15 protein-coding genes are annotated in these 13,604 nt (G+C 40.3%); 11 read left to right on the top strand and 4 right to left on the bottom strand.

Going from position 1 to position 13,604, the window contains the following annotated elements:
* Positions 1 to 182: 182 nt before the first annotated feature.
* The 8 genes from helD to V7201_RS15300 all read left to right on the top strand — a co-directional run bounded on the left by helD (position 183) and on the right by V7201_RS15300 (position 8,459).
* Positions 183 to 2,513 carry an RNA polymerase recycling motor HelD gene (helD, locus tag V7201_RS15335; protein WP_335377618.1) on the top strand — a complete coding sequence of 777 codons (2,331 nt, stop codon included), beginning with the start codon at positions 183 to 185 and terminating at the stop codon, positions 2,511 to 2,513.
* 56 nt (positions 2,514 to 2,569) lie between these two features.
* On the top strand, positions 2,570 to 3,097 hold the full coding sequence (locus V7201_RS15330) for an AAA family ATPase (protein ID WP_335377617.1): 528 nt from the start codon (positions 2,570 to 2,572) through the stop codon (positions 3,095 to 3,097).
* 284 nt (positions 3,098 to 3,381) lie between these two features.
* Positions 3,382 to 4,302: a DMT family transporter gene (locus V7201_RS15325; RefSeq protein ID WP_335377616.1), complete on the top strand. Its 921-nt coding sequence runs from the start codon at positions 3,382 to 3,384 to the stop codon at positions 4,300 to 4,302.
* Positions 4,303 to 4,335: 33 nt separating this feature from the next.
* Positions 4,336 to 5,211, top strand: coding sequence for a proline iminopeptidase-family hydrolase (locus tag V7201_RS15320; RefSeq protein ID WP_335377615.1), 876 nt, complete (start codon positions 4,336 to 4,338; stop codon positions 5,209 to 5,211).
* Positions 5,212 to 5,437: 226 nt separating this feature from the next.
* Complete coding sequence (locus V7201_RS15315) at positions 5,438 to 5,920, top strand: glutathione peroxidase (RefSeq protein ID WP_335377653.1); 483 nt, start codon at positions 5,438 to 5,440, stop codon at positions 5,918 to 5,920.
* A gap of 15 nt (positions 5,921 to 5,935) precedes the next feature.
* Positions 5,936 to 6,397, top strand: coding sequence for a MarR family winged helix-turn-helix transcriptional regulator (locus tag V7201_RS15310; protein ID WP_335377614.1), 462 nt, complete (start codon positions 5,936 to 5,938; stop codon positions 6,395 to 6,397).
* 165 nt (positions 6,398 to 6,562) lie between these two features.
* Entirely contained in the window at positions 6,563 to 6,802 is a 240-nt protein-coding gene (locus V7201_RS15305) for a hypothetical protein (protein WP_335377613.1), read from the top strand.
* 118 nt (positions 6,803 to 6,920) lie between these two features.
* Positions 6,921 to 8,459, top strand: coding sequence for a DUF4145 domain-containing protein (locus tag V7201_RS15300; RefSeq protein ID WP_335377612.1), 1,539 nt, complete (start codon positions 6,921 to 6,923; stop codon positions 8,457 to 8,459).
* A gap of 143 nt (positions 8,460 to 8,602) precedes the next feature.
* Here the strand turns inward: V7201_RS15300 and V7201_RS15295 are convergent, their stop codons facing one another.
* The 4 genes from V7201_RS15295 to V7201_RS15280 form a co-directional block, all read right to left on the bottom strand.
* Entirely contained in the window at positions 8,603 to 9,187 is a 585-nt protein-coding gene (locus V7201_RS15295) for a hypothetical protein (RefSeq protein WP_335377611.1), read from the bottom strand.
* A gap of 247 nt (positions 9,188 to 9,434) precedes the next feature.
* Positions 9,435 to 10,112, bottom strand: coding sequence for a diphthine--ammonia ligase (locus V7201_RS15290; RefSeq protein ID WP_335377610.1), 678 nt, complete (start codon positions 10,110 to 10,112; stop codon positions 9,435 to 9,437).
* A gap of 34 nt (positions 10,113 to 10,146) precedes the next feature.
* The gene (locus tag V7201_RS15285) at positions 10,147 to 10,392 is read right to left on the bottom strand and encodes a hypothetical protein (protein ID WP_335377609.1); all 246 of its coding nucleotides are present in this window, start codon (positions 10,390 to 10,392) and stop codon (positions 10,147 to 10,149) included.
* A 227-nt stretch (positions 10,393 to 10,619) separates the two neighbouring features.
* Positions 10,620 to 11,570, bottom strand: a complete 951-nt coding sequence (locus V7201_RS15280; RefSeq protein ID WP_335377608.1) for a hypothetical protein — start codon at positions 11,568 to 11,570, stop codon at positions 10,620 to 10,622.
* Between the two features lie 285 nt (positions 11,571 to 11,855).
* On the opposite strand from V7201_RS15280, the gene V7201_RS15275 reads away from it, so the two are divergent.
* The 3 genes from V7201_RS15275 to V7201_RS15265 all read left to right on the top strand — a co-directional run bounded on the left by V7201_RS15275 (position 11,856) and on the right by V7201_RS15265 (position 13,499).
* Positions 11,856 to 12,008, top strand: a complete 153-nt coding sequence (locus tag V7201_RS15275) for a hypothetical protein (protein WP_335377607.1) — start codon at positions 11,856 to 11,858, stop codon at positions 12,006 to 12,008.
* A gap of 125 nt (positions 12,009 to 12,133) precedes the next feature.
* On the top strand, positions 12,134 to 12,697 hold the full coding sequence (locus V7201_RS15270) for a histidine phosphatase family protein (protein WP_335377606.1): 564 nt from the start codon (positions 12,134 to 12,136) through the stop codon (positions 12,695 to 12,697).
* 148 nt (positions 12,698 to 12,845) lie between these two features.
* Positions 12,846 to 13,499 carry a DsbA family oxidoreductase gene (locus V7201_RS15265; RefSeq protein ID WP_335377652.1) on the top strand — a complete coding sequence of 218 codons (654 nt, stop codon included), beginning with the start codon at positions 12,846 to 12,848 and terminating at the stop codon, positions 13,497 to 13,499.
* The last annotated feature ends 105 nt before the right edge of the window (positions 13,500 to 13,604 follow it).

The following is a 13,604-nucleotide window of genomic DNA, read 5'->3' as shown; positions in this document are numbered from 1 at the left end:
AATACTGCTCTTTTTATATAGCTAGAATCACAGAATTACATTGAAATAAATCCAATCCTGTGGTAAATTTATATAGATATACGTTGTGTAATTAACATTAATTATAATTATCCTTATTTTAATTATACAACGAAATTGATTCGTAAGTCAACTCTTATATAAAAAAATTTGGGGGTGTTGCTATGAATTCGGAATTTAAGCAGGAGCAAAAACGAGTGAACAAGGTTATGGGGACCATTAAGGACGATATGAACCGATTGGAGGAGGAAACGGCCAGACGCAGGAATGAGGTTGTCCAGATTCGCAGGCATTTTTGGGATGAAGTCAAAGTGAATACAGATACATTTGATGATTTCCTTGAGACCATCATCGGCTTGAGGCAGGAAGCACAAGCTCTTTCAGTAAGCCAGAGTACTCACAGACATGCATCCAAGCGTTTGGCCACGCTGCGTCGAATGCAGGAAATTCCGTACTTCGGGCGGATTGATTTTAAGGAAGCAGGTACTTCCACTCCAGAACAAATCTACATTGGTATCTCCTCGTTAACTGATCCCAGTGGCGAAGATTTCCTGATCTACGACTGGAGGGCTCCCGTATCAAGTGTCTACTACGATTACCAGCCAGGTCCGGCTATGTATACAACACCCGGGGGCATAGTCCAGGGCGAATTAGAGAAAAAGTGGCAATATCTTATACGCGGCGGCGTTCTTCAATCAATGTTCGATACGAGTCTGACGATAGGAGACGAGATTTTACAGCAGGTTCTTGGTAAAGGTACTGACAAACAAATGCATAATATCGTTGCGACTATTCAGCAGGAGCAAAACAGGATCATCCGTCACGATCGCGGAAGGCTGCTCATTGTTCACGGTGCCGCCGGCAGCGGCAAGACATCTGCTGCATTGCAGCGGATTGCTTATTTACTCTACAAATATCGGGATCATCTGAATGCGGATCAAATTATTCTTTTTTCGCCTAATTCGATGTTTAACAGTTATGTGTCGAATGTGTTGCCTGAACTTGGAGAAGAGAATATGCAGCAGGTCACATTTCAGCAGTACTTGGACCATCGCCTGAGTAAAGAGTTTCAAGTTGAAAACCCATACGATCAATTGGAATATGTTTTAACTGCAGTGAATACACCGTCTTACAAGTCGAGGGTTGCCAGCATCAAGTTCAAGGCATCTGTTGATTTCTTTGAAGCGATTCAATTATACAGGAAGTCGCTTGAGTTTTCCGGAATGTTATTCAAGAACATAAACTTTAGAGGAGAGCCGATTGTTACATCCGAACAAATAGCAGACAGATTTTATAGCAGCGACACCTCGCTCCGTTTTCATAGCAGACTTGAAAAATTAAAGGATTGGCTAATCAAGAAAATAGATGAAGCAGAGAAGCTCGAACGGAAGAAGCCATGGGTTCAGGAGGAAATTGAGCTGCTTAGCGATGAGGAATATCATAAGGCATATACCCACTTGGCGAAAAAACGCGGCTTTAGTGGAGAGGCGATTCATGATTATGAAATCGAGGATGAAGCGCTAGCCCGTTTGATTGTTCGCCAGAAGTTAAAGCCTTTGAGAAAACGGATCAAGACATATCTTTTCGTCAACATTAAAGAGATCTATAAGCAGTTTTTTACTGAGTCTGACAAAAAGTGGATGGACCGGGAAGTACCAAAGGAATGGCATGATATTTGCCGATCTACAGTGGGAATGCTTGATGAAGGAAAACTATTTTATGAAGATGCTACTCCGTTTCTGTTAATGAAAGAGCTGATGTTAGGCTTTCAGACGAACAGTTCGATCAAACATATCGTTGTTGATGAGGCACAGGATTATTCACCATTTCAATTCGAATTTTTGAAGCGTTTGTTTCCAGCGGCAAGAATGACCGTGCTTGGCGACTTTAATCAGGCGATCTTCGCCCATGCCAGCGAAATGGTGGATTTTCATACACTTACAAGCTTGTACGGATTGGATGAAACCGAAGTGATTAATATGGTACGGAGCTACAGGTCGACAAAACCAATCATCGAATTAACACGAAGTCTCGTTCCGAACGGTGAAAGGATTATCCCTTTTCAACGCGAAAGTGAGCGCCCCGTGCTGACACAATTGGCACATCACACAGAACTGCACAGCCACATTGCCTCCAAAGTCGCAGATTTGCGAATCCTTGGTTACCAAAGTATTGCGATCATATGCAAATCTGCTGAGGAAAGTATACGTGCCTACGAGTCCTTGTCCAACATCGATGATATTAAACTCATAAAGAGCGGCTCGATAGAATATGAACAAGGAGTCGTTGTCATACCGTCGTATTTGTCCAAGGGCATCGAATTCGATGCCGTCATCATTTATGATGCATCGGAGAGTGTGTATGGTGATGAGAGCCTGCGGAGAGTATTCTACACCGCGTGCACCAGAGCGATGCATTATCTGCAGCTATACAGCGTAGGGGAACCGAGTCCGTTTTTGCGAAATGGTTTGCGGGAAGGGTTTATTCAAGTCTGATTCAGTTTGGTACAGAACTTTATAAGAATTATGATTTAAAAAATGGGGGGATATTTTTGTTCGAACCGTCTGATTTTGACTTCATTTATGAGGAAAAAGATGACCTTACTCCGCTAGTTGTGATGATGTGTGGTGTAGCTGGTTCTGGGAAGACGACATTCTCACAGCAATTAGAAAAACAAGGATTTGTACGTCTTTCAATCGACGAAGAAATATGGGCAACACATGGTCGTTATGGTCTTGACTTCCCAATGGAAAAGATTGAAGAGTATAAGAAGGAAGCAGAAAGAAAATTGCGAGATCTTTTAGTTAAATTGATTCAAGATAAAAAACAAGTGGTAATTGACTTCAGTTTTTGGCAGCGCGCAAACAGGGACCAGTATAAACAACTCGTTGAACAGGCCGGCGGAAAATGGAAACTCATTTATATAAAGGTTCATCCTGATGATTTGCGCGAACGGCTAAAAATAAGGAACAAACGTTTTGACGCTAATTCATTCCCCATAACTGAAGAAATCTTAAATTCCTATCTGATTGGTTTCGAAACACCAAAAGGTGAAGGAGAAATTGTCATTGAAAATTAAATCATCAAAGAAGCACGGGGACGTATCCCGGGCTTCTAATTAGTTTAGAAATCATAGGCAATAATGCAGTTCTATGGCATCTGGGAGAAAGAGCAAAAGATACGTCCCTTAGCTTCTGGTTCATAATAGGGGTGGAGTCTATTAGTAAGAAATTAAAAATTATCCTCCTCGATTAACCTGTACCCCTTAGATGCCATTTCATTTACAATAGTAGTAACAATGCAGTTAATTCTTTGGAGAAGGAGCAAAGGGTACGTCCCTTTGCTTCTAGGGGGGAGTACATATTGATTCAGAGATTTGGCAACGTCCCATATTTACTTCTGGTTGGAGCGGCCCTATTCTGGGGTGGGAATGCAGTAGCTGGTAAGTTCCTTGCGGCTTCTCTTCCACCAGTGACGATTTCGTTCATTCGATTGACCATTGGAGTTCTGATTATGTCACCGGTGATCATAAGGCTTTTCAAGCGGGATATGACTGTTTTTAGGGAGAATTTTAAGCTGTTGTTATTCCTGGCGGTAACAGGAGTGATTGGTTTTAATCTGTTGATTTATTGGGCGGTCCATTACACATCGGCCATCAATGCCACCCTGCTGAACAGCACGAGTCCTATGTTCATCTTCCTTTTATCTGCGCTTTTGCTAGGAGAGAAAATGGAGTTGAAATACTGGGTGTCGATGGCGGTTTCCTTTATTGGTGTGCTCTTTGTCATCACGCAGGGCTCATATGATAGATTGATGGATTTGCATTTTAATATTGGAGATTTGATCATGGTACTGGCTGTGATCTCATGGGCTTTATATTCTATTTTTATCAGAAAGATTTCTGGTAAATTGCCTTCGATGGCGATTTTTGGCTTCACCTTGGCGATTGGTTTTGTGGTGATGATTCTTCCTGTCGCTATTGAGCTGTCGATTGTTCCGGTTGAAACGCCTTCAATAACTGATTGGAGTGCTCTTATTTACATTGGGATTTTCCCATCTATCTGTTCGTTTTTGTTATGGAATCGTGCCGTTGCTTTGATAGGTCCGTCCAAGGCGTCGATCTCATTGAATTTGATTCCTGTATTTGGTTCGATTGCAGCATTCCTTGTTCTCGATGAGGTTATTACTCTTCCGCAAATTATTGGGGGCTGTCTCGTTTTTATCGGGGTTTTTATCACTTCTTTTACCAAAAAGAAAGCGGTTCAATATGCAAAAGAAGTATAATCATAGATAGTTATACATAAGGGGGATATTGGAATGTACCAAGATGGCTTTGTTGAAGTAACGGGAGGAAAAGTCTACTACGAAATTTATAATCCAGAAGCGACAGGAACGCCAGTGATTATTTTACATGGAGGACCAGGTTCATCGACTTATTCATTGAAAGGGTTAAAAGCGCTTGGCGAGGATCGTCCGGTCATTATGTATGATCAATTGGGCTGCGGGAAATCGGATCGACCGACTGACACTTCACTTTGGAATATTGACCGGTTTGTTGAGGAGCTTGGCCAGGTGAGAGAGACGTTAAAGCTCGATGAAGTGCATATCCTAGGTCATTCATGGGGTACGACGCTTGCAGCTGCTTATTTGCTTACGAAGCCGAGTGGTGTGAAGAGTGTGATATTCTCTAGTCCTTGTTTGAGTGCTCCTTTATGGGAAGAGGATCAGAAGCGGAATATTGCGAAGCTGCCCGCTGAAGTGCAGGAGACAATCAGACGCTGTGAGGAAGAAGGAACGACTGATTCACAGGAATTTAAGGACGCCATTGCGGCTTTTAGCAAGGAGTTTGTTTTCCGCGGAGAGCCTGACTTTGAATGGCTGAAGGCAGGCGCAGGTATGAGGAATCCAGAGGTGTACCAGACGATGTGGGGTCCTTCTGAATTTACGGTGCTTGGGAATTTGAAGACATTTGATTGTACTTCTCAGCTTAAGGAGATTGACTGTCCAACGCTTTATACATGCGGCCGCTATGATGAGGCTACTCCTGAGACAACTGAGTATTACAGCAGCGTGACACCTAATTCCGAATTACAGGTGTTTGAGAACAGTGCACATATGCCTTATGTGGAAGAGCCAGAGGAGTATCTGCAGGTAATTCGTGATTTTCTAAAAAAGGTTGATGAGAAGCGTTAGAGATACGATTGGGAATATAATCTCTCAAAGGGAATGTGTTTATGAAGAGGTAATATGATTACTGCTCCTGAAGGATATGAAAGGTAATGCAGTGATTGCATTACCTTTATTTTTTTGCTCAAAACTGACGGAGCATTAAGATTTGAAACAAAAAATAAAATCTGGTACGATTAAATCGTGCACGATATAAATATCGGGTTTTAACAAAACAGAGGAGGACATAATGATGACAAGAATATATGATTTTACAGTTAAAAAACCGAATGGTGAAAGTAAAGCAATCAGGGATTTCGAAGGAAAGCCTATGTTAATCGTTAATACTGCGAGTAAATGCGGATTGACGGATCAGTTTAAAGGTCTGCAGGAGCTGTATGATAAATATCAGAATGAAGGTTTTGAAATACTCGGATTTCCATGCAGCCAGTTTAACAACCAGGAGTTTGATGATATTGAGGAGACAACACAGTTTTGCCAGCTGAATTACGGTGTCTCTTTTCCTATGTTTGCAAAAATTGATGTGAATGGTGAAGACGAAGACCCTCTATTTACTTACTTGAAAAATCAAAAAAGCGGTCTCCTGTCTAAGGATATTAAATGGAATTTTACGAAGTTCCTTATTGATCAAAATGGGGAAGTGGTAAAACGCTATGCTCCAACGACAGAACCGGGTAAAATTGAGAAGGATATCGCCAAACTAATTCAATCTTAATGAAGGATGAGTCATTTGAATGATTTTTTAACTCTGGAAAATCAACTGTGTTTTGCTGTCTATGAAGCAGGAAGCCAGTTTAACAAATTGTACACTAAAGCGCTCGATTCCTTCGGGCTGACCTATCCGCAGTATTTAGTGCTATTGGCGCTGTGGGAGAAAAATGATCTTACCGCAAAAGAGCTTGGAGAAAAGTTAAACTTAGGCACAGGCACTTTGACCCCCATGATCAAAAGAATGGAAGCGAACGGCTGGGTGAAAAAGGAAAGGTCTGCAATAGATGAAAGAAAAGTGAGTATTTCTCTTCAACCTAAAGCAATCGAAGAGAAACAGGCAATCGTGCAAAAAATCGCCGCAGAATTAAAAACATGCAATATCGAGTTTGAAGAATATGAGCAATTAATGAAACAGTTAAAAGTGCTTCGAAATAAATTGAATAAACCGAAGCAAGGGGATGCTTCTCGTGCTTCTAATTAGTATAGAAAACCCATACTTTGATGCAGTTCAGCGGCATCTTGTGAGAAAGAGCAAAGGATACGTCCCTCTGCTTCTGTGTGACTTTTCACATATTATCCTGTGATTCTTTATGCTATTTTTAAAATAATTTAAGACATTATTAATGGCATAAAGGAGTTTTTGATCATGAGTTGTGGCTGTTCACGTCTGCAAGATGGCAAGGCAATTGTTGACCATGTAAAAAGTAAAGGGAAGAAGGATCTTGCTCCAAAGATAGCTCATAACATCGTTTGTGAATGCGGTGAGATGTTTATTCTGGAAACGGTGGTAATGGACTGTCCTGAATGTGGCATGACTTACGGAGTGACTCCTTGCAGTTCTGGTGATATTAATAAAGTGAAGGCTGCTGGAATTCGATATGCGTAATTGCGAACCTCTCAATGTTGGGAGGTTTTTTCTTATTGTCTGCCAGTTTCTGCTACCATCATCTTTTCTATTAATCTTATGATAAAATTTATGTAGACTATTATCCGGGGGATTAAGGATGAACACAAATACATATTTCTATCAATTTTTAGAGCCGATTTCCAAGGAGCTGGCGCTGCTGGCGAAGGAATTAGAGAACAGTATTTTTACTAGCCCGAGGACAATGCTTACGCACTCCAGGGTTTTTGTTGAAAATATTTTGCAGCAGGTCAGCCTTGCAGAGGAACTTGTTGAAGATCCGCGAACGAATTTAAAAGAACGGCTGGATATGCTGAATGATAACGGGTATCTGATTCCTAATATTCGCGATGCTCTTCACTTGGTGAGGAGACTAGGGAACCAGGCGGCACATGACTCGAGGATGTTCCGCTATTCAGAGGCTCTTTTATCATGGGAGGCTTTATACAGGATCGTTCGATGGTATGTTGAGGTGTATGGTCCTGTTGATGTCATCGTTCCTGAATACCAGGATCCATCACCACAGGTGGAAAAGGTGTTTGATATGTCTGAGCTAGAAGTCAGGCTGAAAGGACTGGAGGAGCTGCTGAAGAATTCGGGGCAAAAACCAGCAGAGGAAACATCGAAGCAAGAAGCGGCTGCTGCTGTGGAAGCTCCAGTTGTCGAGGTACAGGAAACACCGGGCTTTACGCCGATCCGATCGATTTCTTATAAAGGGCGGAAGCTTGATGTTCCCTATTTCCTGCGGGACGCTTTTCTTTTACCACAGCGATTTGATAAATCTGAGACTTTCCTCATTCGACTTGGAGCCGAGCAGGAAGCGCGGATCATGAGCGAGCTGCCGAACAATCTTGAAGGTCTTTATAAAAATGTGAAGCGTTACAGTGAGAAGAATGATGAGCAGCTGTTCGAGGAGCTGTATACGTTTATCGAAGAGGAAAAAGCACGCAGGAATCTTACCTTGAAAAGGCCTGGAGAACTGTTCTTCTTTTACAAAGCGAATCATCTAGTCGTAACGGAAGAATTATCGAAGGTGCCGTTGACTTCTGATGAATTCACTGGTATTCCAAGTCTGTTGAGGCAGCTAAATGAAGACCAGATTGAAACTGTCGGACAGCTGCCGAAGGAGCTTGTGATCCTGGCAAAGTACGAGAATGTTGGGATCGGGACGGTCGAAAAGCTGTTTGAGCAGCTTAAAGCCAAGCTGAATGATAGAGCAGTTGTGAGTGACGAGGACCATTTTAACGAAAGTCGGAAGAGTTATAAAAAGTGGGAATCCTTATATGTGAATGTAAAGCAAGGGAATAGCAGTGGAGTGATTCGCGGTGAAAGTGTACCTGCTATTTGGAAGGAAGCACTTAGATGGATGGAGGAACGCAATCTGCCTCTTCATGCTCTTGTGAAAGAGGGAATTGTTCTTGGTTCAACTGATAATGGAAAACGCTATGCGATTGCATTGCAGCCGATCCATCCTGATAACAGACCGTTTGCACAGCTTCATACTTATCAATCCCAAAATACAGGTGACGTCTATTATTTGGAGACTAAAATCAACCCTAAATCAGGGCTTGAGACACTTGGGAAGATATTGACTCGTCTGGGAGTGAATGTGGATATTCCGCTTTTGCATGGTGAATAGGATGATCACTTTAAATAACGCCAGGACACTGCTTGAATAGTGGGTCCTGGCTTTTTTATATTATTCCATGTTATTAACCAATTCGCACCCCAGAAGAAAGGGCGATTATTTCAATCGCAAGGTTTTTAGTTTACTTGATCCATTTAGCTTGATTTCATTTTGTTATTAAATTTCTTTTCCATCCATAAGAAAACATTTGTAAAGAACTTAGCAAGTACTATTACAATAAGATAACAAACAAATAGATAAAAATAATTTGTGTTACCATATAGTTTGAATAGCCCCAGACCTACTAGAAGGGGCTTGAATGCAAATGCCAGAATGGCCGAAGTCAACACCATATAGATATAGTAATTTTTTTGATGATTTAATGTCCATTGATAAACGAGCATAAAAGTAACAGGAACGAAACTTGAATCAATGGACAAACCCGGTAGCATCGGAATAACCGGAAAAGGATAATTTACTAACCCTAAATTCCTACTGAACAAGTCGATATATCCGAAAATCATATGTATACTGTACCCGAAAAAGCCCATGAAAAAAATTTTACTTTTATCAATTTTGAAAAATAGAATAATTAAAGGAGCAATTAGAAGCATAACCATAATCCAATATTCTAACGAAGTATAAAGTGCGTAATCCATCCAATAATGATTTAATGCTTCCTGACCTTCTTTTCCCATTTTCACAATTTCATCGAATTCTTTTATACGGCGTCCGTCCACTATTCATTCATCCTTTAAAAAACAAGTTTCCTCCTTTTATCGTTCCAATTTTCTTATATTTTATGTGTCCTTTTACTTTCTTTTTTATAATAGAATCTTTCAATGGATTTCCAGCTCTTGGCCATTTAACCACTTCTGTAGAAAAACCAAGGTCGATTTGATTAGGATATAAAGTTGTGGAAAAAGCGGAACTTGTAATCGTCCTTAATCGTTTTTTATTAGGAGTCAATTTAATAGAGGTATGCCATCATTTCTCAACTAACTGGCACTGACTAATATCTAATGACCAAAGTCCAGAATTCCAAACAACTCTGGATTCTGTTAAACTCACTTTCTTTTGAAAAATCGGTCCGTCTAATACGAATGTGTGATATTCTCCGAATTCGCCCATTACACATATGTCTTGCTTCTGGATTTCTTCGAAAAAGCTCAAGTCAAGCATTCTACCGGGCCAGGTACGATCAAAATTTTTAACAGAAGCACGACAAACTACCGCTGAGAAACCGAGTGAGATAAAATCCTTCAGGAGCTTTGATGATTCCTCTGGAGAAATCCATACAGGAAATAGGGGAGCCAGCCCAGATTTATACCCAACCTCTTCATTCCATTTTCGATCTTCACCGGCATATAAACTGCCAAATGCAATCTCCTCAATACCATACTGGTCCTTTAATTGGGTAAGCGAATGAATCAAAGACCGTTCATAATCACCTGCAGAATCCACTAAAATCAATGGCAATCCCAGAGCTTCCGCCTGTAATCTTAAGATTTCTAGTTTTATCCCATGGGCATGATTCCTGGCATCTTTTTCAGAAACCATCGACACTAGACAAGCGACATTCTTGTTTTCTTGCAGCATTCGATGTAAAGCAAGGCAACAATCTTTTCCGCCGCTCCAGCTTACCGCAACTTTTTTCTCATGCATTGTTATTCACAACCTTACCGTATAGTGATCAATTTTATTTCTTTTTGCTGCCATCCCGTTCATTTCCTCTTTTGAAATTCCCGGTTACCTTGGCCATGATTAATTGTGCTGCCTGAGTATCCGCCGCACCATTCAATTTTTCTAAGAATTTCTCCGCTTCTTTGCCTTTCAGAATTTTTACCTGATTTCCGTAATAGTCGAGAAATATGGTATTGTTTTTACTTACCCGATAACTAAAAGGTTCTTCTTTCAAACGATTTCTTTTATCGATATTATCCATTTCAGCCTCCATTTTAACAAAATCTAAAGTCAGACACATTTTATGTTTCTACAAATAGTCCTATGGATCATTAAAGCTCGCCAAAGTATTTTAAAGAAAGATTGTATAAAAATAACATTCTTTTAACTATGTTAGTTCCTTTTCGGAATTTCGTAAATACTCGTAACGGTTTTAGGTGAAAGGGCAGGGAGGCCGAAGCATAGGGACGTTCCTTATGCTTCTTTTTTTTAATGGATTTTTCTCCGGTATTCAATATTCTGTACTGAGCACCAGTTTTCTAAAGAAGCAACGGGTACGTCCCTTTGCTCCTCCTTTTCTACAGAGCTGCAAAATCCCATCTCAAATAGCTCCTTAAAATAGATCTCCTGGAACTTTTTGTTCAGGATTCCGGTATAATAGGCGATTGGATTGTTGACTGGTGTTTTTAATTTTAACTTACGGACAAGTTGTTTGAACGAGTCGAGTGATACGGATAATTTAGTTTCCTCAACATTTTCGAGATTGTTGCGGTAGGCAGCTATGGTTGTCATTCTCCAGAATTCTTCAATGGCTTTTGCAGTGGGGAAAAAGTATTTTACCAATTCGACAAAGGGTTTCGGAATTCTGTCATTTACAAATAGATGGTCTTCTGGTGCTTTTTCAAGAGCTGTAGCTATGGTTTTTTCAGGTCTTGTTGCTTTTTCTACAGGTTGAGCTATTTGTTCTGAAGGAGCTGTTTGTTCACGTTTATTATTCTTTTTAATGTTAGTTTTTAAAAGACTGATAGTTTTATTATGGTGGTTCATTATTTCCTTCTTAGGTGGTTCGTTATTATTATTGAACCGATTGAACACATAAAGATTGCTTGATTGTGAGCCGTTTTTACGTTCTGTTTCATATACAGTGAAGATCCCGATTTTACTTGCTTTGATGATCATGCGTTTAAAAGTAGAGCGGGAGATTCCCAAATCCTTATATTCCTCATGAATCGCCTTTAATACCGTGCCAATCTTTGCATTGCATACTCCTGGAACCTTAGCGGAAAAACGAGCGAGGCGTTTCAAACCAACTAATTCTCCCTTCGTGAATTCCTTTTTGTATTCCACCATCCACATTTCCAAATGGCTGTTGAACTCTCCTAAAGCAGCAAACTGTGAATATTGTTCAAATCCTTCAATGACACCTGATTTAATCGTCATTTTAATGCACCACCCTTTCACAGTCTATATAAGGAAAAGGAGGGGGAAAGGACATGGTGAAAGCATAAGAGTTTTGTCTAATTTGTGAATGTTTTAATAGAGTTCAAAAGGATATTTAAATAGCAGCTTTGAAAGTTTTACGTTAGACCGGTAAATCTATTGGGGTTGGATTATATTTTCAGTAAAATTTTGCTATTTTGTCTATTATGTGAAAGTATTCACGTGAAATTATTCACATGATATAATGAAAGCGCAATCAATCCATTAACCCTATTGGGAGGAATCATGATGTTATCCGATTTAATTTTTGAATTTAAGAACTGGTGGATGGGCGCTTCATATCATGGGATGGAAATGGATGAATTTGAACGGATTGAATCAAAGCATACTCGAGTTCATCACGATGAAGATTTTTATGAGGAAATCCGGGTGCACTAATATACATTTTATTGAAGCCTTGGAGGATAAGGCTTCTTTTTTTATCGAAAAGGGTAATTTGGTCATCTTGTTGAATCACTATATAAAACTACTTTTACATAGTGGAAATAAGCTGGAGGAACAGCATGCAAACTTTTGTATACCTTGTGAGACATGGTGATTCACCTAAAACAGGCGAAAATGAAAGAACGAGAGGGTTAACGGAAAAAGGAAAGCGAGATGCCAAGGAAATAACGGAGATTTTAAAAGAAGAAGAGATTGAGGTTTTTGCTTCGAGTCCATACAGCAGAGCGATCCTGACGATTCAGGAGTTAGCTGAGCTTTCCGGGAAAAAGGTGTTACCTTTTGAAGATCTTAAAGAGAGAGTTTTTTCAGGAGGAGACAAACGGCTTTCCGATGAAGAGTTATTTCCGTTGTTAGAGAAATCCTTCGTAGATCCTGAATATGCGCTGCCAGGAGGGGAGTCCAATAAGGATTGCCAAAAACGGGCTATCAGGGTTTTTAAAAAAATATTAACGAGCTGCCAAGGGCGGAAAGTGGCAATAGGCACTCATGGAGCCGTCATGACCTTGATGATGGGGTATTTTGATAGGCGATACAATTTAGATTTTTTACATCAACTATCAAAACCAGATGTATACAAAATGACATTTGAAGGAGAAAAATTGATGGAGGTCAATAGATTGTAGGGATGATGATAAAAGTGTTTTGGCTCCCGAATCAAATCTCGTGTAAATTATTTGGTTAACACCTATACTATAGTAGAAATACTGGATAGGAGTGATTTACATGTTGCACATTGAAATGTGGACGGACTACGCTTGACCATTCTGCTATATTGGCAAAAAGCGTCTGGAGGACGCTATTCAGCAGATTGACCATCCAATCGAAGTAACTTACCGATGCTTTGAATTGGATCCAACAATGGGGAAAGATATAAAAGAAGACATGCCGGAATTATTGGCGAAAAAATATGGAATGAGTATCGAACAGGCAAAAGGCAACCTTCAAAACATGGAACAAATGGCGAAGGAAGCTGGGCTGGAGTATCATCTGGATACAGTTATTTTAACCAATACCTTTGATGCTCACCGGTTAACGATGTTTGCTAAAAATCATGGGTTGATGCATGAGATGACTGAACGCATCCTACGTGCTTATTTTACCGATTCAAAACATATCGGTAATCATGATACCTTAACAGAATTAGCTGTGGAAGTTGGATTAGACCGGGAAGCAGTTGCGAAAATGCTCGCCAGCAATGAAATGGAAGATGAAGTCCGTGCCGATGAGCAAACAGCACAGCAGTATCGCATCACCGGTGTCCCATTCTTCCTCATCAATAAAAAGTACGCCCTCACCGGTGCCCAGCCGACTGAAGCATTTGTCCAGGCACTGACAAAAGTCATCGCAGAAGATCAAATCACAGTTCTAAACAGCCAGGACGGCGAACTGTGTGATGAAAATGGGTGTGAAATTCCCAAAAAGTAAGCACGGGGACGTATCTATTGCTTCAATTTATTAAGTGGATTTATCGTAGGAATTCATGTTTTATAATGAACAGCAGACATAAAAAAGAAGCAAAGGGAACGTCCC

The sequence above is a fragment of the Bacillus sp. JJ1122 genome (assembly GCF_036964885.1).
In the GTDB taxonomy this organism is placed as follows: Bacteria; Bacillota; Bacilli; order Bacillales; family Cytobacillaceae; genus Mesobacillus.
Note: the sequence above shows the minus strand (reverse complement) of the source record. Positions and strands in the feature narration are given on the sequence as shown.

What these genes read in the sequence shown, in the direction of transcription:
- helD (WP_335377618.1), top strand. Translation starts at nt 183, where the DNA reads ATGAATTCGGAATTTAAGCAGGAGCAAAAACGAGTGAACAAGGTTATG.
- V7201_RS15320 (WP_335377615.1), top strand. Translation starts at nt 4,336, where the DNA reads ATGTACCAAGATGGCTTTGTTGAAGTAACGGGAGGAAAAGTCTACTAC.
- V7201_RS15315 (WP_335377653.1), top strand. Translation starts at nt 5,438, where the DNA reads ATGACAAGAATATATGATTTTACAGTTAAAAAACCGAATGGTGAAAGT.
- V7201_RS15305 (WP_335377613.1), top strand. Translation starts at nt 6,563, where the DNA reads ATGAGTTGTGGCTGTTCACGTCTGCAAGATGGCAAGGCAATTGTTGAC.
- V7201_RS15300 (WP_335377612.1), top strand. Translation starts at nt 6,921, where the DNA reads ATGAACACAAATACATATTTCTATCAATTTTTAGAGCCGATTTCCAAG.
- V7201_RS15290 (WP_335377610.1), bottom strand. Translation starts at nt 10,112, where the DNA reads ATGCATGAGAAAAAAGTTGCGGTAAGCTGGAGCGGCGGAAAAGATTGT.
- V7201_RS15285 (WP_335377609.1), bottom strand. Translation starts at nt 10,392, where the DNA reads ATGGATAATATCGATAAAAGAAATCGTTTGAAAGAAGAACCTTTTAGT.
- V7201_RS15280 (WP_335377608.1), bottom strand. Translation starts at nt 11,570, where the DNA reads ATGACGATTAAATCAGGTGTCATTGAAGGATTTGAACAATATTCACAG.
- V7201_RS15275 (WP_335377607.1), top strand. Translation starts at nt 11,856, where the DNA reads ATGATGTTATCCGATTTAATTTTTGAATTTAAGAACTGGTGGATGGGC.
- V7201_RS15270 (WP_335377606.1), top strand. Translation starts at nt 12,134, where the DNA reads ATGCAAACTTTTGTATACCTTGTGAGACATGGTGATTCACCTAAAACA.